Below are 23,119 nucleotides of genomic sequence, written 5' to 3' on the forward strand. Positions count from 1 at the left end.
CTTCGGCAAGCTGAAGGAATTCAAACGCATAGCGATGCGATGTGACAAGACAGACGGCAGCTTCGAAGCGATGATCTACCTCGCCACCGCTGTCATCCATTCCAAGTGAATCTCAACAGACCCTAGTTCCACGTCCGGAAGTTCCCTCGAAGGACCGCCCGGGAGCTTCATTCTCGTCCACCCAGATTGCGCTACCAAAAGCTCAATTGAATAAAGATTTATCCGACCCGGAATTGAAATGAATTTAGCTCGTGAATCGATTGAACTGTTGGAGCAGGTCGCAAGGATGCTGTGGTTCGAAGGCACCAAGCACGGCTTGCGCGACCGCGAGTGGATGGCTCTGCGCTTCCTTTCCCGCGCCAACCGGTTTTCCCGGACGCCGTCGGCGCTCGCGAGTTACGTCGGCACCACGCGCGGCACCGCCTCGTTCATCATCGGCGAGCTGGAGCGGCTCGGCTATCTCGAGCGAAAGCGCTCGGCCCAGGACAAGCGGTCGGTGATGCTGAGTGTGACACAGCAGGGCAAGAAGTTCCTGGTGCGCGACCCCGTCAACGTCCTCGTCGAGGCCATCGCCGTCCTCGAGGACGAGGCCAAGGCCAGCTTCCGCGACGGGCTCCGCCACGTGCTGGATCAGTCGGACGCAGCCGAACAGCGGCATCATACCGACGTCTGCAAGCGATGCATCTTCCTCCGCGAAGATCGCACCACCGCGGACAGCAAGACGACGGCCGAGTTCAGCTGCCGCCTGTTTCGCGCGCCGATCGCGGAGGCGGAGGTCGATCTGCTATGCACCAGCTTCGAGCATCACCGCCAATAGAAGGCGGCCCTCGATCAGGGCGTTGCCTTGCGTGACGAATAGATGACGCCCCCGCTGGACTCCACCACCAGACGTCCGTTCTCGTTTTTGATCTCCTCGATGCGGCCAAGGCCGGGCACCTGCTGTCCCAGCACGGCCTCGATGACGCCGTTCGGGCCTTGCAGGATCGCAATCCCCTCATAGGCCTGGCGGACCGACCAGCCCTTGACCGTCTTCCGCGGCGCCGACGTGCGCTCGGACGGAGACACCGATCCCGTGATCTCGGGCGCGGTGGCCGAAGCCATCATCGGCATTGGCTGCTGCGATTGGGAGGCGACGGGCGTCGGAGCCTGGGCCTGCGCCTGGGCAAGCTTGTCGAGCTTCACCGTCGAGGACGAGCTCACCCGTTCGATCCGATCCAGGTTCTCGCCGAAACGGCCAAAACGGTCATTGGTCGCCTTGCTCGATTGATCGACCGCGGTGCGCAGGCCGTCGAGATTGTCGGACACGCCCGAAACCTGCTTGCGCAGTTGAGCCACCGTCTCGCGCAGGTTCCTGATCTCCGTATTGGTCGCGACATTGCTCTGGGCGGGCTGCGTGGTGAGATAGGCGATCACGCCGGTACAGGCGCAGACCACCAGGATCGCAGCGACCGCCAATGTTGCGAGCGGCGCGACCCATGTCGGACGCGGCGGCGGCGGCTTGGCCACGATCACGGCCGGCTTGATCACGGTCGACGTAGGCTTGGGTATCGCCATCTTATCGAGCCGCGCCTTGGCGCGAATACGCTTCAGACCCTCGAGTGCCTCTTTCGCCAGAGTTTCATCACTCGCTACTGCCGACACACGCTTGGTGTTCGCAGCAGGCTTGGCGCCTCGCGCCGCATTGTCCCTGGCATCGCGCGCCTCCGCAGCCGGCTTCGCCGCCGCTGAAACATCGGCAGTCGCGTTCGGACGAGCTTGTCCATCGGACAACATGTGAGAATGCTCCGTTCGGTTCGATCTATCGATCGGTGAGGTTATTTGCCGAAGCTTGCCTGAAACGTGCGCATCGAAAAATTTTCATCCCGCGCGAGACGACGTCACATGAGTCCAACGCGTCATACACGTGGCGAGAGTGCGACTCGAAAGACACACACTCGCCAAGATTTCGCCAAGCTGGAGTCGCCTCGCTATACATGAGTCGAATTGTCGCATGTGGAAACGCGATGAGGAGAGTCAATCCCGGGTTGAAAACCCCTCAATGTGCATGAAGCGCAGCACCACCCAAAATAGCTGCAATCATACGGAGATGCGGAACTTTATACCTGCGATGATGCAAAACTAGTTCAGATTCCAAATCAACTGATGCGGTTAGATATACAAAGAAACAACTCGAAACAAACCAACAACATCAAGCACGTGTAGCAATCGCTTTGTTGCGCACGCTTGATCGGAAATCGGCAATTGTTACGGTCCTACTCAAGTGATTCTCGCCAGTTGGCGGGGGGATCGACACAGTACGGTAGCGTTCGGACGCGATGAGCAACTTGGCGCAAATGTTCTAGGTCGCTTTCTCAATCCGCTCCGCGAGGTGGTCCGCAAGACACCCGCCGGGCCTCACGCAGTAAGCGTTCAGTATCGAGTCGAAGTAGCAGGCCTGCGAAACGCAGGCACTGAATGCGTAGGGCTGCCCGCGAATATCGAAACCATAACAACGGTTCGCGGGAAGGAATGTCGTCAAACAGCACCGTTGCCGAGCCGGGCATCACAACAACGAACCGGCCGCAACAAGTGCGAAACAGGGGCGAAAGACTGATGTATATTATCGTTGATGATCGCGAGAGCGTCACGAACAGCTACGTCGGAGGGCTCGTTCGCGAAGGTGTTTCGTCGATCGGCTTCTCCTCCGGAGAGTTCTGGGACTGGCTGCAATCTGCGAGTGAATCGGATCTGGCTGCGGTGGACGCCTTCCTCCTCGGGGATTGCGACGCTCGTGGAAGCCTGCCGCGGGCGATGCGCAAGCGCTCCTCGGCTCCCATCATCGCCATGAGCGGCCAGAAGATGCTCAAGAACACGCTGGAGCTGTTCGAATCGGGCGTCGATGACGTCGTGCACGTGCCGATTCATCTCCGCGAGATCCTCGCCCGAACGGCCGCAATCGCGCGCCGCCGGGTCGGGGAACTGCCAAGGCCCTGCGAGACCAGGATCCAGGTCTTCTTCAACGGACGTGACCCCGAGATCGCGGGCCACGCCCTCACCCTGCCCCGCCGCGAACTGCGCATTCTCGAATATATGGTCAGCAACCACGGCAAGTGGATCACCAAGACGCAGATCTTCAACGCGGTCTACGGCATCTTCGAGGCGACCTTCGACGAGAGCGTGATCGAGAGCCACGTCAGCAAGCTGCGCAAGAAACTCCGCGACCGCCTCGGCTTCGATGCGATCGTGGCCCGCCGCTACGTCGGGTACCGCCTCGACATCCCGGCCGGCGAGACCATCGACGTACCGATGCAGGAGCTCGACGAGGTCGGCATCCTCCTGAACAGGGCGCATGCCGCCCCGGCGGCGTATCCGGCCGGAAACTGATACGGCAGGGCGCTGCCACGAAACCGACAACGGCCTCTGCGAATTACCTTCGCAGAGGCCGTTGTACTTTCAGCGACGTAACCGGCGAACCCCGGCGCGGCGGTACCGGCGCTGCGGCGCCTCGGGCCCCGCTGTTTGCTCTCGAGCGTTTTCGGACGAAGTGGATACCGGTTCGCGTGAAATAAAACGCCTCAAACCCGGAATCCAGAGCTTCGGTTCTGATTCAATCGGAACCGATAATGCTTCTAGGGCTTCTGCTGGAATTCTTCCTTCGACACGTAGTTGAAGTCCTCGACCAGGACGTCCTGGACGACATCGGCCTGCATCCGCTCGTTGACGCGCTGCTTGATGGCCGTCGTGAGGATGGAGAGGTCGTAACGGGCGAGTTTCCTGAAATCGAGGCGGTCGTCGGCATAGATCCTGCGGAAGGCTTCATCGACGACGAACGGCTCCGGCGGAACGTTGAGCTGATGCATGGTCCGCGCTTCCACGGTGTAGACGAAGCGCGCGACGATGTAGCCCTGCACGTTGCCACCCTCGACCATGGGCACGCTCAGCGCCCGCGTCTTCTGATACTGCAGCCCGTCGAGATATTCGTCCTTCGCCGGCAGCAGGCTGCCGTTTTCCTTCCAATAGGCCACGGCATAGCTCGTGCCCGCGGTGAGGATGCATACCCAGAGCCCGGCCAGCACGAGTCTGATCATCTTCCGTCCTGTGCTGCACGACCGGTATAGGTGCCGTCCGACTCGGCATCCTTGATGGCCTTGACGATGATAGTTGCGACCTCGCGCACCGCGTCGTAGTGCATTTCGAGGATGGAACGGTTTCGCTCGAGCTTCTCGCGCAATCGCTGGATCTCCTCGGTGATCTCGACCTCGCTGCCGAGATGCATTCGTGCCCGCATCAGGCGGACGAATTCCAGCATGCTCCGGCTCTTCCGGGCGCTGAACTCGTCGAAGTCGATCTTCTGACCCGTAGCGAGCGCGACCGTCTCCTCCTCGACGATGCTTTCGAGCCGGCGGATTGCAGCCAGCAGGCCGCGCACCTCGTCCGATCTCGCCGCATCCGCGCCGTCGCTCGCCACCTCGCCACCGACATTCGGCAGCAGCACGGGCAACAGCGCATCGCCCAACACGGCCGCCGTCGTCATCGCCTCGGTGTCCACGACCGGCTGTTCCATCACCAGGGCCGCCGCGCCTTCTTGTGCCTGCATAGGAAATTCACCCTTCAACTTCTGTCACCCATTTCCGGATCGTCATCCGGCCTTGCCCGTAGCGGCCGGCCCCGCCGGATGCGCGGCGGCGAGCTGCTTGGCAATGCCAATGCCCTTGCCCTTTGCCAGCTGAGCACCAAGTTGCTCCGCCAGCATCGACTTCCAGACGCCGCCGGCCGTGCCCTTGCCAAAGACCTCCTCGGACTCCTTCGGCAACATCGTCTCGACGAAGGTCTGGAGGATGAAGGCTTCGAACTTCCGGTACACCTCGCCGGATGCCGGCGCCTTGATCACCTGCACCGGCGCCCCGTTCACCGCACCCGACTGCGCTTCCGAAACCATCGTAGCGGATTGATCGGCAGCCGCCGCCTTGGCCTTGCCGACCTCCGCGTTCATCGTGGCGGCGAAATCCGTGTCCGATGATTTCAGCGCGTCGAGCTTCGCGGTGGCCGCGCGCTGCGCCACGGGATCGGCCGCGTCGAGGACGTCGAGAACGAGGTCGGGTGTCGCTGTCACGATCATGTCTTGTTCCGGCTGGCTGGCCGTGGCGTCCACTCGCGCACGGTGAGGCTTGTTCCCGTCATCTCCTCGAGCGATCGCTTCTCGGCGTCGCGAAGCTTGTCCGCGAGCGCCGCCTTCGCGACCTGCTCGAACTGCTTCACACGGCGGCTCTCCGTGCGAACCTGGTCGAGCTGTTGCGAGGCCTGCGCCTGAACCGCGCGCGCGCCGACGCTGGTTCTGGCCAGGCGCCGCGCGATCGATTCGCTCGATGATCCCGCCGGCGGCTTCCCCTCGTTGAGAGTTCCGACCAGCCATTCCTGCTCGTCCTGCAAGCTGCGCTCCTGCTGCCGCAGATGCGCGAGCTGCCACTCGGACAGCCGGAGCTGGAGCTTCACGAGCGAGACCATCCGGCCGAGCTTGTCCGCGCGCGACGTCATGACCGATCACCCCGCCAGCCATGACGAGACGCCGAGCATGAATTGGGTCAAGAGCTCGTCGCTGGTGAGATAGAGCAGCAGGAAACCGCCGAACAGCACGAACGGCACCGAGATGAAGTAGACCGGAATTGCCGGCGTCAGCTTGTTGATCAGGCCGACCGCGAAGTTGACGACGACCGAATAGACGATGAAAGGGCTGGCGATCCGCAGCGTCAGCACGAATGCCTCCGACAGCCGGCCGACGAGTTGGTCGAGCGGCATGCTGCCGCCGAGCCTGTCGCCGGGATGCCAGACGTCGTAGGAGTTCATCAGCCCGCGCAGAACCTGCCAGTGCTGGTCGGTCATGAAGAACAGCGTGGTGACGGACGCCATGATCAGCGGCACCAGGGCCGGCGCCGGATCAGTGTCGGCAATCGGCGTCCCCGGGATGTTGCTCAGCCCGATGGCACTCGCCATCACGGTGGCCATGGTCTGGAGTGCGAGGAAGAACACCCGGCCGCCGAGCCCGATGACGCTGCCGACCACGAGCTCGGAGCAGATCAGGAGCGCGAGCGTCAGCGGCGCCGCGTTGTCCGTGAGAGGTTTCAGGACAGCGACCAGGATCGGCGTCAGCGCAAACGTCGTGACGAGCGCGACGAACAAGCGGACCTGGGCCGGAACGTTGACGCTGGAATAGCCGGGCACCAGCATCAGGCAGGCACCGATGCGGCAGAACACGATGAACGTCACCAGCACGCTGTCGGCGAGGCCGCTGATCACGATATGGCTCCGAGCGCTCTGATCTCGGTGCTGCGCGCGACTTCGACATGCGACAGGATCGGCAGTGTCGGAAATACCCGTTCCAGGATCATCCGGACGTAGGGACGGGCTTCGGGGGTCACCGCCATCACCACGCTGGTGCCGTTCTCGGTGAACTTTCGGATCGCGGCGCTGGCTTCGGTCGCAAACTGCTCGATCAGGCGCGGATCGGCGTCGAATTCGACGACGTCGCCCTTGGCGTCGCGCTTCAGGCTCTGGTGGAACGCCAGGTCCCAACGGTTGCCGAGACGGACCACGTTGAGCACGCCGTTGTCGGAGAGATCGCCGCAGATCTGCTGGGCAAGACGCGTGCGCACATGCTCTGCCACCTGCTCGGAGCGCCGCACATGGGGCGCGATCTCGGCGATGGCCTCGAGGATCAGATGGAGGTTGCGGATCGACACGCGCTCGGCCAGGAGGATCTTCAGGATCGCCAGCAGTCCTGAGTACGATATCTGCGACGGGCAGAGATCCTCGACCAGGCGCTTGTATTCGGGATCGAGCCGGTCGAGCAGGCCGCGCATGTCCTTGTAGGACAGGAGCTGGGCGAGATTGGCCCTGACCACTTCGCTCAGATGCGTGAGCAGCACCGACAGATTGTCGACCGGCTTGCAGCCCTGACGCTTGACCTCGTCGGCGAACGCGTCCGTCACCCACAGGGCTTTCATGCCGAAGGCCGGCTCGATCACCTCTTCGCCGGGCACGTCCGGCTTGCCGTCCTTGTCGACGAGCACCAGCACCTCGCCGAGCCTGAGCTCGCCCTGGGCGACGCGCGTGTCGTGGATCCGGATCTGGTAGCCCTTGGGATCGATCGACAGATTGTCGGTGAGCTTGATCTCGGGAACCACGAAGCCGTACTGCTTGGCGAACTTCTTGCGGATCTTGGCCACGCGGTGCGCGAGCTCGGTGCGCGAGCCCAGCAGATGGACCGAAAGGTGGCCGCCGAGCGCCAGCTCGATCTCCGCGGTCTTGAGCGATTCCTTGACGGATTCCTTGGCCTCGACCTGGGCGCGTTCGTCGGCCTTGCGCGCGTCTTCCTTCTGCTTCAGGGCCGCCTGCCGCCTCGGCAGCGAGTATCCGACGAAGGCCATGACGCCGCCGAGCAGCAGGAAGGGCGCCATCGGCAACCCCGGCATCAAGGCGAGCACGAACATCATCAGCGCCGCGGCCGACACCGCGCGCGGATAGCCGCCGAGCTGCCGCAACACCGCCTGCTCGGCCGAACCCCTGGTGCCGCCCTTGGAGACGAGCAGGCCCGCCGACAGCGACACGATCAGGGCCGGCATCTGCGTTACCAGACCGTCGCCCACGGACAGCTTGGTGTAGACGTCGGCGGCGCGTGCCAGCGTCAACCCGTGATGCGTCACGCCAATAATGATACCGCCGAAAATGTTGATCGCGGTGATGATCAGGCCCGCGATGGCGTCGCCGCGGACGAATTTCGAGGCACCGTCCATGGCGCCGAAGAACGCGCTCTCCTCTTCCAGCTCGCGGCGCCGGCGCTGGGCTTCCTTGTCGTCGATCAGGCCTGCGGACAGGTCCGCGTCGATCGCCATCTGCTTGCCGGGGATGGCATCCAGGGTGAAGCGGGCGCCGACTTCGGCGATACGCGTTGCACCCTTGGTGATCACGACGAAGTTCACCGTGACCAGAATCGCGAAGATGATCAGGCCGATGACGAAGTCACCGCCCATGACGAACTTCGAGAAGCCGGCAACGACATGGCCCGCGGCGTTTTCCCCCTCCCCGCCGCGCGACAGGATCAGACGAGTCGTTGCGACGTTCAGCGCAAGCCGCAGGATCGTCGCGATCAGGAGCACGGTCGGGAAAGCCGAGAAATCGAGCGGCCGCTGGATCCACAGCGCGACCATCAGGATCAGCGCCGACAGCGCGATCGAAAAGGCGAGGCCGAGATCGATCAGGATCGGCGGTATGGGCAGGAACAGGATCGTGAGCATGGCCACGATGCCGCCTGCGAAAAAGGCGTCGGCGCCCAATCGTCGCGGGGTCGGCAGGCTAGCAGCTAACGTATCGGACATGGGTCACCGGCAGAGGATCCGGCCCGTAATCTGCCGTGCAAAGCTTACGCGGGGGTGGTGGCGGGCGTGGCCCGGGCCGCCCGGATCAGAAGCCGCGCTCGATGTGCGAATAGACCATCTCGGTGAAGGTGGAGAGATGGGCCCCGATGAAGGAGCCGGAGACGGCAACGACCACGAGAATGACGATGATCTTCGGAACGAAGGTCAGCGTCATCTCCTGGATCTGGGTCAGCGCCTGGATCAGCGCGATGATGGTGCCGACCAGCATCGCGGCGCCGACGGCAGGCCCGGAGGCGACGATGATGGTCCAGATCGCCGCCTGGACGATGTCGAGAGCGTCCCGTTCGTTCATGACTGGCTGATCGTGAGACCAGGGCCGATCGCGACTTTCGTGCCGTTCTCGAGCGTCGCGACGGAGCCGTCGCTGTTGATGGAAATCGAAGCGACCTTGCCGCTGAAGCTCGCTCCGGTCGAGTCCGTGAAGCTGACGGTCTTTCCGATCAGCCCGTCGGCCTGCGACAGCGACTGCGAAGACAGCAGAGCGTCGAGCTTCGTATTGGTCTGCATCGCCTGCTCGACCGACGAGAGCTGCGCAAACTGGCTCATATACTGCGAGGTATCCATCGGATTGGTCGGATCCTGATTCTTCATCTCCGCGATGAGGAGCTGAAGAAACGTGTTGTAGTCGACGCCGGTGCTCGACGTCGACGTCGTCGAGCCGGTCGAACTGGATGACTTGCTGGTGCTATCGGTCGCGCTGGTGACGTTCATGTGCTTCTCCGCTGTCAGGCAGCCTCGAATGGGGAATCGATCGTGGCGCCGGCCAGGATGGCCTGCTCCACCGGGAACAGCGCCCGGATCCGCTTGAGCGCTTCGAAGTAACGGGTCGCCTCGACCAGGTCGTTGATGGCGCCAAGCCCGACCAGCATCTCGTGGCTCTCGCACACCGCGATCAGGGCCGCGTGATGCTGCCCGTAGAGAGCCGATGCATCCCGGACGTCGGTCGGGTTCATCAGCATGAGCTGGACGATGAAATAGAGCTGCCGCAGCGCCGTGGTGGCGTCGGAGGCCTGCATGATCTGCCCTTCGAGCAAGAACATCACGTCATTGACGAGTTCGACGGAGACCTTGCGGTCCACGCGCAGCACCGCGCCGTTGATGTAGACTCGTTCGCCCGCACGCAAGGATATCTTCATCAAAGAGCGTCTCGGATCAGGCGGTTGATTTCGATGAGCTGCATCACGTCGTTCGATCTTTCTTCGCGAAGGCGGTCGGCTTCCTTGACGACCCACAACCCGATCGAGATGATGTCGGCGCGCAGCTTTTCCGGAAGTCCGTTTTCCGGATGCGCGAGATCCTCGATGAAGATCGTCCACAGCCGCCGCACATAGAGCAGGCTCTCGACCAGATCCTCGAGGCTGAAGCGGCCCTTCTGGATCCGCTCGAGCCGGTCGATGCCGAGGCTGAGCGCCTGCCGCTCGCGGCCCCGCGCCTCATAGCCGCTCTCGTCGACGACCGCTTCGTAGGCTTCAAACGTCATCGGGACAACTCTGCCTTCTAAACGAGCCTTGGCTCAGAGATAGTTGATGAGGCTGATCTTCTGGAGCTGCGACGTCAGCGCGAGCGCGGTCTGAATCTGGGTCTGCAAGGTGTTGACCCGAACCGACGCTTCCGTCGGATCGACCCGCTCGATACCGACGATCTGATTGTTCAGTATGTCCTGCTGCGTCTTGAGCTTATCGGTTGCGGAGGTAATCCGCTGCTGGACCGTGCCGATGTTGCCGCCGAGGGTAGCAAGGTCAGTGATGGCGTTTCCGACAAGGCCGATGGCCTTGTCCACGACGACCTGGAACGTCGTTTGGTCCAGGTTCGTGTTCCCGAGATCCGCCATCATGGTGTAGGCCTCGGCGAGCTTGCGGAAGCCGGTCTGGTTGGCGCTCACGGAGGTATCGGCGATCTCGGTCGTGGAGATTCGGCTTTGCATGACCTGGTCGGTGGCCGTTGACCAGTTGGTGTTCCAGGCCGGGCTCGCGAACTCGGCATCGAAGCTGGTGTTGAGGAACGTCTGCATTTGAGCCGCGGTGATGCCGCTCACGCTGGGAGAGGATTGCGTGAAGCCGAAGAAGGCGGAGAAATCGGCATCGACCTGGTTCTTGCTGGCCGAGCCGGCAGTGTAGGCCGTGATCGGCGTGTTCTGCGTGTTGATGCCCGAAAAGAGATACGAGCCGTTATAGGAGACGTTCAGCGCGCCAATCAGATCCTGGAGGTTGGAGGACGCAGGCGGCAGGATGATCCGCCCGCCGCCGTCGGTGCTGCGGGCCGCGATCAGGTCCTTGAGGAAGTCCGTTGCGGTGGAACCAAGCTGGGTGATCCGGCTCTGCGTTATGTCCAGGCGTCCCGAGACCAGCCCGTTGGTATCGACGAGCTGATCGGCGAAGCTCAGGTCCGCGCGCAGGGTGACGTCGCCTCCCGTCGTGGCACCAAGCTCGAGGCCGACATCGGCGAAGCGGCCGGTGGTGGCTTCCTTCGAGGCCTTGGCCAGCGCGGCCTGATTGTTCGTGATCGAGGACCTCAACGAAGAAGACAGCATCAACGTCGAGATGTAGTTCGCGCTCATCATGACTTAATTCCCCACGGCAGCCAGCAAGCTCTGCAACATTTCGTCGACGGTCGAGATGATCTTCGACGAGGCCGAATAGGTGCGCTCGACCTGAAGCATCAACGACATCTCGTCGTCCATGTTGACGCCGCTGACGTTCGACAGCGCCGCGGTGCTGCGGTCGAGCAGCGTTTTCTGGTAGGTGACGTTGGAGTCCGCGGTCTTGCGCTGGTTTTCGATCCAGCTCGTCGACGACGACGCGAAGTCGATCAAGCTGCCGCTCGGCTTGCCTTGCGTGGTTGCATCGAACGGCTGCGACGCATCCATGCCGCCGATGAGCTGCTGCAGCCGGGCCGAGTAGCCGCCGTAGCCGGTGGTGTTGTATTGGTATGCGACGTTGCCGCTGATCGCGCCGTCGCGCAACAGGTTTGGATTGCCGCCCTGGGCCGGATCGACCGATGCAGCAACCGAGATCGTGCCAGCGAGGCCCACCGAGACGGTGGCGCTCGCCAGCATCGCCGGCGCGCCGGGATAGGTGAAGAGACCGGGAACGTCGGGCAGCGTCGGAACAGGCGACTGGTCACTTTCCTTGAAGGTATCGATCAGGCCGCGCGCGATTTCGTCGAGCTGGCTCTGGTAGGTGACCGTGTCCTGGTCACGCAGCTGGGCGAGGCCCGCGAGCTTGCCCGACTTCAGCGGCATCACTGAATTGGCGCCGGTCACCGGCACACCGTCGATATAGACCGCATTGCCGGTGGTCCCGGCCGTATAAGCGTTGGTCGGCGCAAAGCTCACCGTCCGCGCCGTCTTGTCGAACAGCACCACGCCGCTGTCGGCGTAGAGCGCCGCGTCGCCGTTGGGACGGGTCGACATGGTGACGCCGAGCTCCTGCGACAGCTGCGAGACGATGCTGTCGCGCTGGTCGAGGTAGTCGGTGATGTCGTCGCCGGAGATCGTACCCTTCACGATCGCGGTGTTCACGGTCTGGAACTGGGAGAGCAACCGATTGATGTTTTGAACCGACGTGTTCATGTCGGCATCCGCGCCCTCGCGGACCGACTGCACGGTCTGGGTCGCCTGGTTGAGCGCGATCGCCATGTCCTTGGCGGACGTCACCGCCGCCTGCGCCAGCGTGGTGTTGTCCGGGGCGTTGGCGTATTGCTGGAGTGCCTTCTTCAGCGCATTGAGCTGCGCCGTCGGCGACTGGTCGAGCTCCGGATCGTCCACCGTGGCAGATGAGATCTTCTGGAGACCGTCGGAGATCGCGCTCTGCTTGGCCGACGACGAGGTCGCGGTCAAGACGTTGTCGTAGAGACCCGAGCTCGCGGCGCGCTGGATCGCCGCCACGTAGACGCCGGTCCCGGGGAGGTTGTCCAGCACGGCAATTTTGCGCGAATAGCCGGTGGCGCTGGCCCCGGCGATGTTGCGCGAGATGACCGACGACTGGATGCCCGACGCCATCAGCGAGGAGCGGGCGGATTCGAGAGCGGCGGTAAGGTTCATGATCTGCTCTTGCCGGGGACGAGCGCTGAAGAAATCAGCGCTTCAGGTTGACGACCACGTCCAGCAAGTCGGCGCCGGTCTGGAACGATTTCGAGTTCGCGGTGAAGCCGCGCTGCGCCTCGATCATCGAGGTCAACTCGTCGGCGAGATCGACGTTGGAATCTTCCAGAGCACCCGACTGGATGGTGCCGAGCCCGCCCTGGCCGGCGAGGCCGACCTGGACGTTTCCGGAATCCAGGTTCGGCGAGTAGACGTTGCCGACTTCGGGCGTCAGATGGTCCGGGCTCGGAACGGTCGCGAGCGCGATCTGAAAGCTCGGCAGCGTGGTGCCGTTCTTGAGGACGGCGGTGACGACGCCCTTGTCGTCGATGTTCACCTTGTCCACTGCGGACGGAGCGTTGCCATCCACGGTCGCCTTGAAGCCGAAGCTGGAGGCGACCTGGGTCATGGCCGAGAGGTCGATGTTGAAGGCAGCCGAACCGCCGGGGATCGCCACCGAGAGCGCCTTCGGACTCGCGGCGGCCAGTGCGCCCTTGCCGGCCGCGGAAACGTTGAAGGTGAACGTGGTCGCGGGGCCGCTCGTCGTCAGCGCGGTTGCGCCGTTGTAGACCGCGATGTCCCAGGTATTCGCGCCCGTCTTTGCGGCGTAGACGTCGAGCGTCACGGCATTGCCGATGTTGTCGTAGGTCACCATCGAGGTCTTCGAAGTGTAGTTGGCCGGACCGGCCGGCGCCGCGATCGCGGTTGCGCTCGGATCGAGGTTGGCGGCCACGGTAGCCTTGGTCGAGGGCGCGGCCTGGAGCGCCATCTGGTTGACGTTGACGACCTGGAGGCCGCCGAACCCGTTGGCGGCGACGGTGGGCGTGGCACCGTTGGCAATGTTGTAGCCCATCAGCTGGAAGCCGGCCGCGTTGACGAGATTGCCCGTGCTGTCGGGCACGAACGCGCCGGCGCGCGTCAGGAAGTTGTTGCCGTTCGGGTCCTGCACCACGAAGAAACCGTTGCCCTGGACCGCGAGGTCCGTCGCCGAGGTCGTGAACTGGTAGTTGCCGGCATCGGAGATGGCGTAACGCACCGTGGTCTCGACCGCGCCGGAATCGTAATTACCCGAGCCGCTCTTCAGGATCAGCGAGGAGAACTCGGTCGAAGCCCGCTTGTAGCCGGTGGTGTTGACGTTCGCGATGTTGTCCGAAACCGTCGACAGCTTGTTGGACTGCGCGCTCATCCCGGAAACGCCGGTGCGCATAACACCATACAGGCTCATGAATTGGGCTCCTTTGGTAGGTTGCAGTTACAATGGGGGTTGTTGCTTGCGCGGGGCTGATGATGGGGAACGATGCACAACTTGATGTCGTCCCTTCAGGTCGTCTTGGGCTGACAGAACGTGCGCGCCTTGTCGGTCCACGCGCCGAAGCCGCTGGAGACGAGATGCGCGACGATGTGGCAGACGTAACGCTTCTGCGCCGGCTGGTTGTTGGGGCCTGCATTGTAGCGGGCGACCGCCATGGTCCAGCTGCCCTCGCGCTGCTTCAGTTCCTTGAGGAAGCGCGCCGCGTAATCGACATTTCTGGCAGGATCGAACATCGCCCGCACCGAAGCGAACTTGTCGCCATGGTAGTAGTGGTTGATCTGCATGCAGCCGAGGTCGATCAGCTTGATCCCCTTAGCTCGCATCGCTTCGAAGCTCGCGATCGCGTCGTTCATGTCCTTGGCGAACACGGTCTGTCCTTCGGCGCCGAGCGCGTAAGGATAAAGCGCGCCGCGCCGCCCGGTCTCGGTCAGGCCGACCGCGTAGAGAATGCCGAGCGGAATTCCGTGCTGCCGGGACGCACGCGCCATCTCGCGCTCGCAGGGGCGCGCGTTGTCGGTCGCCGCTGCCGCGGCGCCGGCGTTACAGATAAACAGGGCCGCGACGAATCTGCGGCGCCACGTCCTGGTCATGACGCGTCTCCTGGTTGGACTGGCGCTCCTGTCGGGCCTGCTTCGCGCCGCCGTCCGATTGCCCCGACGAATTGCTCGTGCCGTCGAACGGGCCTTGCGGCTGCGACGATGGCTGTTGCTGGCCCGAGAGCTGCGGCTGCGACTGGCCGGAGCCGCTCTGGAATCCGTCGAGCGAGCCGTGCTGGACCGGCGCAACGTCGGCGACGTAGCCCGCCGACTGCATGAGCTCGCGGATCGAGTCGCGCTGCTGGTCCAGCATCTGGCTCGTGTCCTTGCGCTCGGCGGCAAGGTGGACGGACACCTCGGTGCCGACGAGACGAAGACGCACGGTGACGTTGCCGAGCGCAGGCGGTTCGAGATTGATGGTCAGAATCTTGAGCGGCTGATCCGGTGCGTTGGTCTGGGACGCCGCAAGATCGGGAGCCGCGGACGCCGCCGGTGCCGGAGATTCCTTCAGCTCGGCGACGACGGCATTGGCGACCTGTTGGGAAGCGTTGAACTGCGCCGGGGGCAGATGGGTCTCCTGCTGGACCACGGTGACCTTGGTGACCTCGGGCAGCGTGTCCCGCGCCGAAGCCTTGGCAGCGCGTTCGACATTGGCCGCGACGGCCTCGAAGCCGGGCGCCGTTGGCTTCGGCGATGGCTCGCTGCCTTGCGTCGATGCCGCCTGGGCGGTGGCCGTCGCCTGCGAAGCCGCGGCCGACGCGTGCGCGGCGGTCGGAGCCACAGGAGATGGGGAGTCGGCTGTCGCCGCCTTCGCCATGCCCATGGCCTGAACTTCGCGCTTGGTCGTGGAAGACCGCTCGTCGCGCCCGGACGCATCCTTCTTGTCGCTGGCCGGTGCTTGCATCTGCGGCTGCACGACCGGCCCGGCGGCGATCTGCTGTCCGACGATCACGGCAATGCTGGATCGGTTCTGGACGTCGGCCTTCTCGGCATGGTCGACCGGACCATGTTTCCCCGACGATTTGTCGGTTTTTTTGTCGGAAGATTTCTCGGTGAACTTCTCGCTGGATCCGGGCTCCTCGACCGCCGCGGTGCCTTCGCGCACCGTCTCGTCCTTCGCGTTGTCCTTCTCGCTCTGGTGCGCCAGGCGCGTCCGCAGCGTTCCGGCCTTTACGGCCGTATCGCTGCCCTCGTCGTTGAGCGCCCGCTTCGCGAGGTTCGAGACGGTGTGGAGCAGATCGTTGAACGACGAGTCCGCCTGCGCTTTCGCCCCGGCGCTCTTGCCGGCGCGCGTTGTGCCCCGCATGTTGAGGCTTTCGGCGAGACCCGAAAAGACCTGTCCGGAGGTTCCACTGAGCTTCGTCATGGACGGCGATCCCTGGTGAGGAGTTCGAGTTCGCCTAGCTGCTTCTGCGCGCGCGCAAGCGTCGCGGTCGACGACGCGAGATCGAGACGCGCCGGCGTGACCGGAGGCTTGTCGGCTGTGGCGGCGGATCCGCCCGCGAACGGCTTGCGGACGTCGAGTGCGAGCTGCACCGTTGCATTCAGAAGCGGAATATCGCGCTCGGGCAGCTTCGAGCGGTCGAGCGCCTTCAACTCGGCGAGACCGCCGTCATATTCGTCGGTGAGCGCCCGCGACACGCCGCGGAACAAGTGCGCCCGTTCGCGATCCGCCGAGGCATCGGCGCTGAGCGTGAGCGCGCGCTCGCCGGCAAGCCGGGTCACGGCCAGCCCTCCGCGCACCATCGCGGTGCGCGCGATCACGAGATAGAGCTTGAGGCGGCTCGCGCGGTCGATCTGCTCCAGCAAAGTGGTGATCCGCGCAAACCGGCGCTCGTCGAGCGCGAGGCTCGATTGCGTCAGGCCCGTGGAAAAGCGCTGCCAGAAGTCGCCGGCATAGACCGAGTTGCGGTAGTGGCGGATATAGGCCAGCGTCAGGAACTCGAACTTGTCGAAATCCTCGGCCTGCCCGACCAGCAGGATCTCGCGCCGCAGCGCCGCCTCCTCCACCAATGTGCCCGGCAAGAGCAGGCGCGCGTCATCCAGCCGCTCGATCGCGAGCGATGCTTCGACGCGCGCGAACAGTGCGCCCTGGACCAGCGCGACCTGTCCGCCGAGGCCCGACGGAATCGTCCGCGGCTTGACGTCCTTGAGCAGCTCGCGCGCTTCGTCCTGACGGCCCTCGACATAGGCGAGCGCGCCATCGAACAGCCGTCCGTCGACGTTCAGCTTGTCGCGCGGCAGCTTGCGGACGAGTTGCGGCGCGCCGCCGCTGAGCAGGTAGATGACGACGGCCTGGCCGTTCTGAGGATTGCTCCACACGCCTGGATCGGCGGCGAGAAATTTTTGGCCGATTTGCCGGAGCAATGCGATGTGGTTGCCATGCGCCGCGTTATCGCCGTTGGCGATGCCGTCCTGCACGGCCTGCAATGCGCGAACGAGCTCATATGGCTCGCTCGATGCCGATGCCGCCGGGGCCGGTGCAGGTGCCGGCTCGGCAAATGCGCCTGCCGCCGCGAACGGCAGCATCAGCAGCGCGGCGCGGAGAAGAGGCCTGATCAAGGACGCTTCTCCCGGACCATGATCTCGATCCGGCGATTCTGCGCCGCCGCCGGATCGTTTTGAAGCTTTGGCCGCCGATCGGCGTACCCCTCGACATGCTCGATGCGCTGCGCATCGACGCCGGAGCGGACCAGCATGTAATAGGCCATCTGCGCACGGGCCGTCGACAGCCGCCAATTGTCATAGGTCTCCGATCGGTACGGCCGATTGTCGGTGTGGCCGCGGACGATGATCATGCCGGGGCGCTTCGTCAGCAGCGGGCCGATCTTGTCGATCACGCGGATGAGCTCGGGCCGAGGCTCAGCCGAGCCGACCGCGAACATGCCGAAGTTCGCGTCGTCGGTCAGGCTGATCAGCAGGCCTTCCTCGACCTGACGCACCTCAGCCACCGGTCTCGCGCCGGGCTTGATGTCCGACAGCGCCTCCGCGATCGCCGACTGAAGCTGCTTGACCGTCGGTTGCTGGGCCTGGGCCGCATCGCGCGGCTCGGATTCCTTCGTCGTATTGGCTTGAACGCCAGCCTGGGCGCCCGGCTGCGCGCTCCCTTCGCGAGAAGACTGCGACGGCGCGGGCCCCGGCGGCAGCAGGGGCGACAGGCTTGCGGACGACGCATCGGTGTTCGGAGCCACGCTTCCGCCGGCGTCGTCCAGCTTGGCACGGCGCGCCTGCGGCTCGCCCTGAGCTGTGCCGGACGCGGCGTCGCGCGCGGACGCATTCGGCTTGGGCTCGCTCTCCATGATGCGATCGGCATCCTTGGATGCCTGCGGCGCAAGCTTCCAATAGCCGGGATCGAAGGGATCGCGGTAGGCGTCGCCTCCCTTGAGGCCCTCCTCTTCGGCGGACGTCAGAGCGCCGGCGCGCCGCTGGCCCGAGGCCTGGTTCGCGTTGCTGGCGATCTCGGCGAGCGTCGTATAGGGATCGCGGAACAGGACCTTCTCCTCGTAGAAGGGCGGCTTCTCGGCCGTCGGAGAGTCACCGCGACGTTCCTCGCTCGGTCCTGCCGGCTGACGCCTGCCATCCTGGCCTTCGAACGACGACGGCTCCTTCTTCGAGAGATCCTTCAGCCCCTTCGGGGCAGGTGCGTTCTCCGCGAGCTTGATCGGATTGAAATAGCTCGCGACCACCTGCTTCTGATCCTGGTTGAGCGCATTGATCAGCCACATGACCAGGAAGAATGCCATCATCGCGGTCATGAAGTCCGCATAGGCGATCTTCCAGACGCCGCCGTGCGGCTTCTCGTCGTCGAAGGCGCTCCGCCGACGGATGATGACGAGCTCTGACTTGACCTCATTCATGACGGACTACCGGCGTGCCTCTTTCAGGCGTTCGCTCCAGGCCGTGATCTGCGTCTCGATCACGGTCTGGTCGGCCACGACGCGGACCTCGAAAGTATCGGCGGCCTCGTACTCGATGCCCGTTCGCCGGGCCGTCTCGAGCTGCGTCTTCACGAGGTCAAGCAGTTCGCTCGGGCCGGTGACCTTGAACACCGGCACCGGCGAATTGCCGGTCAGCGCCGCAATCTGCTCGACCAGCGACCCGATCGCCTTGTCGCGGACCGCATCGGCGAGAAACGGCAGCAATATCCGCGCAACAGAGCTCGCGATGTTGGTCTCGATCTCGCGGCAAGCCGTCTCGAAGCCGCTGACAACCGCGACCGCCTGCTGGTCGGACCACTTGGCCCGCTCCTCACCGAGCCGGATCGCGCTGCGCACCCGCTCCTCGGCGATCCTGGCGTCGCCCTCTGCTACGCCGGCCGCGTGCCCGCGCCGATAGGCATCGTCCAGAACATTGGCCGGCGGCGCTTCCGCCTTCGGCGCCGGAAGCGGCGACTGAAGCTGCGACTGCGCCTGCGAATGAGTCTGGGGCTGCGGCTCGCGCCGGGCCTCCTTCGGCCTTGTCAGCACGTCCTGGATCTTGGGCGGCGGCGGAGGCGGAGGCGATTTGACCCGCCCGTTCGCGTCGAACTGCGTCAGGAGCTTTCCGATTGCCGCGTTCATGCCGCCTCCTCGCGTCGCATCCAGTCTTTAAGGATCGCAGCCGCCTGCATCTGATCGAGACGGACGATCTGCTCCAGCCGCTTCTGCGGCGTTCGCTGCATCTTGCCTTCGAGGTCTTCGACCAGATTGAGCTCGGCCTCCTCGTTATCGGCCAATGCAAGGTTTCCGGCGGCGGCCGCCTCGAGCTGGGCAGCTTCCGCCGCCTCGGTCTGCTCCTGCGCCGCGCGATGGGTCAGGATGCCGTTGACCGCGGGCCGAAGTCCGAACCACACCAGCATCGAAGCTACGGCCAGGATCGTGACCGCGTTGATGACGGTGCCGAGCTGCTTGTTGATCATCTCGACGAAGCTGATCGGCGGCACCGGCGCCAGTTCGCGCGAGCCTTCGATGAAATCGACGGCCGTCACCTGGATCTGGTCGCCGCGCGCCTTGTCCAGCCCACCGGCCGTGGCCGCGAGCTGGCTGATCTCGGCGAGCTTGCTGTCGACGATGGCCTGGTTGGTCTTGTCGCCGAGGTCGGCGACGAGCCGCCCGCGGTTGACCAGCACGGCAATGAACAGCTTCTTCACCGAATAGCCGTCGCTCACCGTCGTCGTGGTCTTGGACGAGACCTCGAAATTGGTGACGTCCTCGCGGCGCGTCTTGTCCTCGCTGGAATTCTTGGTGCCGCCGGCGTTCACCTGCTGGTCGGGAAGATTTTGCTGCACCGTGGTCGGCGTCGATCGGTCCGCGTTCTGCGACGCCTCCTTCTCACGCACGTTTCGGACGGAGCGCTCGGCGCGGTTCTCAGGATCGTAGACGGTTTCGTTGATCTGCCGCTTGTCGGTGGAGAGTTGCGGGGATACGCTCACCTCGAAATTATCGATCCCGAGATACGGCGTCAGCGCCTTGCGGATGTTCTCCTGCACCATCCCGCCGACGGTCTTCTGCAGGCTTGCCATCTTGGTCGGCGCCGCAGTGCCCTCGTCCTCTTCGGCCAGCAGCATCGAACCATCGGCATCCAGCACCGTCACCTTGTCGCGGCTCATGCCTGGAATGGCGGCGGCGACGAGATGGCGGATCGACTGCGCCGTGCGCGCCTCGAGCGCGCCGTCGGTGCGCAGCACGACCGATGCCGAAGGCGGCTGCTGCGTCGCGCGGAACGAGCCGCGCACCGGCAGCACGATATGCACCCGCGCCGCCTTCACGCCCTTCATCAACTGAACCGTGCGCGCGATCTCGCCTTCAAGCGCTCTGAGCTTGGTCACCTCCTGCATGAACGAGGTCAGGCCGAGCGAGCCGATCTTGTCGAACAGCTCGTAGCCGGAATTGGCGCTGGTCGGCAGCCCCTTCTCGGCGAGCAGCATCCGCGCCTGCATGGTCTGGCTCGGGCGCACCGAAACTGCGTCACCGGCTGTATTGACGTCGAAGGCGATGTTTTGCTCGCGCAGCGCGGAGCCCATGCGTGTCACGTCTTCGCGGCTAAGACCCGTATAGAGCGTTTCGAATTCAGGCCGGCTCAGATAATAGGCGCCGCCGACGACGGTGACGAGAACGGCAAAGCCGATCAATCCCAAGGCCATCAGGCGTCGCGGCCCAAGCTCCAGCAGATTGTTGAGCAGTTGCTGTAATTGCGCACGACTGAACAGCATATGACCTCGTACCAATGCGAACGTAGAGGACACTCCGCTGCCAACCTTGCCTGAAGGTTGCGCGGGAACACGAATGTGTCAGTTCGCAGGCGAGGCGTTGCAATTTTACAAGAGTCTCGGGTGACGCAATCGCGCGCATCGGCAACAGGCGGACAGCCGGGCGCATCGCGGCGCGATCGGCTACGGCGTATTGCTTGAAATCTGGCGTCGAAAGGTCGATTGCGGGCACGTCATGTGCCGTCACGTCCGCCGTTCATAGCGGAGACCGTGCTCCCGAGGGAGCACGGTCGTTTTCAAAAACTGAAGCTTACTTGAACAGCGACAGGATGCTCTGGCTGTTCTGGTTGGCGATCGAGAGCGCCTGAACGCCGAGCTGCTGCTGGGTCTGCAGCGCCTGAAGGCGGGTCGATTCCGCGTTCATGTCGGCGTCGACGAGCTGGCCGATACCGCGGTCCACGGAGTCCATCAGCGTCTTGACGAACTCTGTGTTGGTCGCGATGCGGTTCTTGATGGCACCGAGATTGGCGGCGGCCGAGGCCACCGAGTTGATCCCAGCGGTAACCTGCGCGATGTAGCCATCGAGCGTGGTCTGGTCAACCGCCGAGTCGGTCAGCGCCGAGATGCTCATCGTGTTGATCGACGGAGCGGTTGAACCGGCCGTGTCCAGAATGCCGGTCTGCGTCGAGGTGTAGAGCGAATAATTGGCGGTCGTCACGGTGATGGAACCGATGGTGGGCGTACCGCCGACGCGCGAGTACGACGACACCAGGTTGAAGCTGGTCGGTGTGGTGCCGGTCGTCGTGCTCAGCCAGTTGATACCGTTGAAGGTCGCCGAGTTGGCCTTGAGCTTCATATCCTGCTGGATCTGGGTGATATCCGCCTGGATCTTGGTGCGGTCAATACCGGCAGTCTTGGCTTCGACCAGCAGCGCCTGCAGCTTGGTCAGGCCGGAGTCCTTGTCGCCGATGACCGAGCCCAGAGCGGTATATTCGGTGTCGACGGTCGCGGCCGACAGACCGAGCGAGTCGGACACGGCGGAGAGCGCCGCGTTGTCGGAGCGCATCGACGTTGCGATCGACCAGTAGGCGGCGTTGTCCGAAGCAGTCGACACGCGCTGGCCGGTCGAGATCCGGTTCTGTGTGGTGGCGAGTTGCGAGCTGACGTTCCGGAGGGTCTGCAGCGCAGTCATTGCAGAAGAGTTGGTAAGAAGACTAGAGCTCATTTTTTGACGTCCCTTGAAACGGATTGAATTTTTGGGGACATACCGGGCTTGCACCGGTACGACAGGGCGGCATCATGCCTTTGAGCTGCGGAAAAGCGCGCTCAACCTGACGTGACAGCGGCGATAGCACGCGAAGTTTGTGCGAGGCTTGTGGCTCCGTGACCGGACCGCGACAGGGTGAGCCAAATTGACGTGCAAAGTCGATGTGCCAAGGTCATGGCGCGCGACCAACGCACGCCAAAATGAAAAGGGCCGCGCTTCGCGAGAAGCGCGGCCCTTCCCAGCTGGTTCTGAGGCTTAGCGGAACAGCGACAGGATGCTCTGGCTGTTCTGGTTGGCGATCGAGAGCGCCTGAACACCGAGCTGCTGCTGGGTCTGCAGCGCCTGAAGGCGGGTCGATTCCGCATTCATGTCGGCGTCGACGAGCTGGCCGATACCGCGGTCCACGGAGTCCATCAGCGTCTTGACGAACTCTGTGTTGGTCGCGATGCGGTTCTTGACGGCACCGAGATTGGCGGCGGCCGAGGCCACCGAGTTGATCCCAGCGGTGACCTGCGCGATGTAGCCATCGAGCGTGGTCTGGTCAACCGCCGAGTCGGTCAGCGCGGAGATGCTCATCGTGTCGATCGACGGAGCGGTCGAACCGGCCGTGTCCAGAATGCCGGTCTGCGTCGAGGTGTAGAGCGAGTAGTTGGCGGTCGTCACGGTGATGGAACCGATGGTGGGCGTACCGCCGACGCGCGAGTACGACGACACCAGGTTGAAGCTGGTCGGTGTGGTGGCGGTCGTGCTCAGCCAGTTGATGCCGTTGAAGGTCGCCGAGTTGGCCTTGAGCTTCATATCCTGCTGGATCTGGGTGACGTCCGCCTGGATCTTGGTGCGGTCAATACCGGCAGTCTTGGCTTCGACCAGCAGCGCCTGCAGCTTGGTCAGGCCGGAGTCCTTGTCGCCGATGACCGAGGTCAGAGCGGTATATTCGGTGTCGACGGTCGCGGCCGACAGACCGAGCGAGTCGGACACGGCGGAAAGCGCCGCATTGTCGGAGCGCATCGACGTCGCGATCGACCAGTAGGCGGCGTTGTCCGAGGCGGTCGACACGCGCTGGCCGGTCGAGATCCGGTTCTGCGTGGTAGCAAGTTGCGCGCTGACGTTCCGAAGCGTCTGCAGCGCGGTCATTGCGGAGGAGTTGGTGAGGAGGCTAGAACCCATTTTGATGTCCCTTTGAAGATTGAATTGAGTTTGGGGACATACCGGACTTGCACCGGTACGGCAGGGCGGCATCATGCCTTTGGGCGGCGAAAAGCGGGCCCAACCTGTCGTAACGGTGACGATAGCCCGCGAAGCTTGTGCGAGGCTTGTGGCTCTGT

24 protein-coding genes are annotated in these 23,119 nt (G+C 63.9%); 2 read left to right on the forward strand and 22 right to left on the reverse strand.

Annotated elements, in window-relative coordinates; translation table 11 throughout:
* Positions 1-238: 238 nt before the first annotated feature.
* On the forward strand, positions 239-817 hold the full coding sequence (locus tag QCM77_RS28735; RefSeq protein WP_279685851.1) for a MarR family winged helix-turn-helix transcriptional regulator: 579 nt from the start codon (positions 239-241) through the stop codon (positions 815-817).
* A gap of 14 nt (positions 818-831) precedes the next feature.
* Here the strand turns inward: QCM77_RS28735 and QCM77_RS28740 are convergent, their stop codons facing one another.
* Positions 832-1,773 carry a hypothetical protein gene (locus QCM77_RS28740; protein ID WP_279685853.1) on the reverse strand — a complete coding sequence of 314 codons (942 nt, stop codon included), beginning with the start codon at positions 1,771-1,773 and terminating at the stop codon, positions 832-834.
* Between the two features lie 819 nt (positions 1,774-2,592).
* On the opposite strand from QCM77_RS28740, the gene QCM77_RS28745 reads away from it, so the two are divergent.
* The gene (locus tag QCM77_RS28745; RefSeq protein WP_279685854.1) at positions 2,593-3,363 is read left to right on the forward strand and encodes a response regulator transcription factor; all 771 of its coding nucleotides are present in this window, start codon (positions 2,593-2,595) and stop codon (positions 3,361-3,363) included.
* 245 nt (positions 3,364-3,608) lie between these two features.
* On the opposite strand, the gene QCM77_RS28750 is transcribed toward QCM77_RS28745, so the two are convergent.
* The 21 genes from QCM77_RS28750 to QCM77_RS28850 all read right to left on the reverse strand — a co-directional run bounded on the left by QCM77_RS28750 (position 3,609) and on the right by QCM77_RS28850 (position 22,961).
* Positions 3,609-4,067 (reverse strand): hypothetical protein, encoded by a 459-nt coding sequence (locus QCM77_RS28750; RefSeq protein WP_212485151.1) that lies wholly within the window; start codon positions 4,065-4,067, stop codon positions 3,609-3,611.
* Positions 4,064-4,576: a flagellar biosynthesis protein FlgN gene (locus QCM77_RS28755; protein ID WP_279685855.1), complete on the reverse strand. Its 513-nt coding sequence runs from the start codon at positions 4,574-4,576 to the stop codon at positions 4,064-4,066. Before QCM77_RS28755 ends, QCM77_RS28750 begins: the two co-directional genes overlap by 4 nt.
* A gap of 42 nt (positions 4,577-4,618) precedes the next feature.
* On the reverse strand, positions 4,619-5,098 hold the full coding sequence (locus QCM77_RS28760; RefSeq protein ID WP_279685856.1) for a rod-binding protein: 480 nt from the start codon (positions 5,096-5,098) through the stop codon (positions 4,619-4,621).
* Complete coding sequence (locus tag QCM77_RS28765; protein ID WP_279659420.1) at positions 5,095-5,514, reverse strand: hypothetical protein; 420 nt, start codon at positions 5,512-5,514, stop codon at positions 5,095-5,097. The genes QCM77_RS28760 and QCM77_RS28765 overlap by 4 nt, the downstream gene beginning before the upstream one ends.
* Before the next feature lie 6 nt (positions 5,515-5,520).
* Positions 5,521-6,273 carry a flagellar biosynthesis protein FliR gene (gene fliR, locus QCM77_RS28770; RefSeq protein WP_279659419.1) on the reverse strand — a complete coding sequence of 251 codons (753 nt, stop codon included), beginning with the start codon at positions 6,271-6,273 and terminating at the stop codon, positions 5,521-5,523.
* Complete coding sequence (flhA, locus tag QCM77_RS28775) at positions 6,270-8,351, reverse strand: flagellar biosynthesis protein FlhA (RefSeq protein WP_279685857.1); 2,082 nt, start codon at positions 8,349-8,351, stop codon at positions 6,270-6,272. The genes fliR and flhA overlap by 4 nt, the downstream gene beginning before the upstream one ends.
* A gap of 85 nt (positions 8,352-8,436) precedes the next feature.
* Entirely contained in the window at positions 8,437-8,703 is a 267-nt protein-coding gene (fliQ, locus tag QCM77_RS28780; RefSeq protein WP_279659417.1) for a flagellar biosynthesis protein FliQ, read from the reverse strand.
* Positions 8,700-9,122: a flagellar hook assembly protein FlgD gene (gene flgD / locus QCM77_RS28785; protein ID WP_279685858.1), complete on the reverse strand. Its 423-nt coding sequence runs from the start codon at positions 9,120-9,122 to the stop codon at positions 8,700-8,702. The genes fliQ and flgD overlap by 4 nt, the downstream gene beginning before the upstream one ends.
* Positions 9,123-9,136: 14 nt before the next feature.
* A complete protein-coding gene (gene flbT, locus QCM77_RS28790) occupies positions 9,137-9,547 on the reverse strand; it encodes a flagellar biosynthesis repressor FlbT (protein WP_279659416.1) in 411 nt (136 codons plus the stop codon).
* Positions 9,547-9,891 (reverse strand): flagellar biosynthesis regulator FlaF, encoded by a 345-nt coding sequence (gene flaF / locus QCM77_RS28795; protein ID WP_063706425.1) that lies wholly within the window; start codon positions 9,889-9,891, stop codon positions 9,547-9,549. Before flaF ends, flbT begins: the two co-directional genes overlap by 1 nt.
* A 33-nt stretch (positions 9,892-9,924) precedes the next feature.
* The gene (locus tag QCM77_RS28800) at positions 9,925-10,971 is read right to left on the reverse strand and encodes a flagellar hook-associated family protein (RefSeq protein WP_279659415.1); all 1,047 of its coding nucleotides are present in this window, start codon (positions 10,969-10,971) and stop codon (positions 9,925-9,927) included.
* Positions 10,972-10,974: 3 nt separating this feature from the next.
* A complete protein-coding gene (gene flgK / locus QCM77_RS28805) occupies positions 10,975-12,453 on the reverse strand; it encodes a flagellar hook-associated protein FlgK (RefSeq protein ID WP_279685859.1) in 1,479 nt (492 codons plus the stop codon).
* Between the two features lie 34 nt (positions 12,454-12,487).
* A complete protein-coding gene (locus QCM77_RS28810; protein WP_279685860.1) occupies positions 12,488-13,717 on the reverse strand; it encodes a flagellar hook protein FlgE in 1,230 nt (409 codons plus the stop codon).
* Positions 13,718-13,812: 95 nt separating this feature from the next.
* Positions 13,813-14,394, reverse strand: a complete 582-nt coding sequence (locus tag QCM77_RS28815; RefSeq protein ID WP_279685862.1) for a transglycosylase SLT domain-containing protein — start codon at positions 14,392-14,394, stop codon at positions 13,813-13,815.
* Entirely contained in the window at positions 14,345-15,706 is a 1,362-nt protein-coding gene (gene fliK, locus QCM77_RS28820; RefSeq protein ID WP_279685864.1) for a flagellar hook-length control protein FliK, read from the reverse strand. The genes QCM77_RS28815 and fliK overlap by 50 nt, the downstream gene beginning before the upstream one ends.
* Entirely contained in the window at positions 15,703-16,902 is a 1,200-nt protein-coding gene (locus tag QCM77_RS28825; protein WP_279685866.1) for a chemotaxis protein, read from the reverse strand. Before QCM77_RS28825 ends, fliK begins: the two co-directional genes overlap by 4 nt.
* Positions 16,899-18,197, reverse strand: coding sequence for a MotB family protein (locus tag QCM77_RS28830; RefSeq protein WP_279685867.1), 1,299 nt, complete (start codon positions 18,195-18,197; stop codon positions 16,899-16,901). Before QCM77_RS28830 ends, QCM77_RS28825 begins: the two co-directional genes overlap by 4 nt.
* A 6-nt stretch (positions 18,198-18,203) precedes the next feature.
* Complete coding sequence (locus QCM77_RS28835; RefSeq protein ID WP_279659408.1) at positions 18,204-18,899, reverse strand: hypothetical protein; 696 nt, start codon at positions 18,897-18,899, stop codon at positions 18,204-18,206.
* Positions 18,896-20,530, reverse strand: a complete 1,635-nt coding sequence (gene fliF, locus QCM77_RS28840) for a flagellar basal-body MS-ring/collar protein FliF (RefSeq protein WP_279685869.1) — start codon at positions 20,528-20,530, stop codon at positions 18,896-18,898. Before fliF ends, QCM77_RS28835 begins: the two co-directional genes overlap by 4 nt.
* Positions 20,531-20,837: 307 nt before the next feature.
* Positions 20,838-21,752: a flagellin N-terminal helical domain-containing protein gene (locus QCM77_RS28845; protein WP_279685871.1), complete on the reverse strand. Its 915-nt coding sequence runs from the start codon at positions 21,750-21,752 to the stop codon at positions 20,838-20,840.
* 297 nt (positions 21,753-22,049) lie between these two features.
* On the reverse strand, positions 22,050-22,961 hold the full coding sequence (locus QCM77_RS28850) for a flagellin N-terminal helical domain-containing protein (RefSeq protein ID WP_279659405.1): 912 nt from the start codon (positions 22,959-22,961) through the stop codon (positions 22,050-22,052).
* Positions 22,962-23,119 lie beyond the last annotated feature (158 nt).

Origin of the sequence: Bradyrhizobium nivariense, from assembly GCF_029846695.2 — a bacterium.
GTDB lineage: Bacteria > Pseudomonadota > Alphaproteobacteria > Rhizobiales > Xanthobacteraceae > Bradyrhizobium.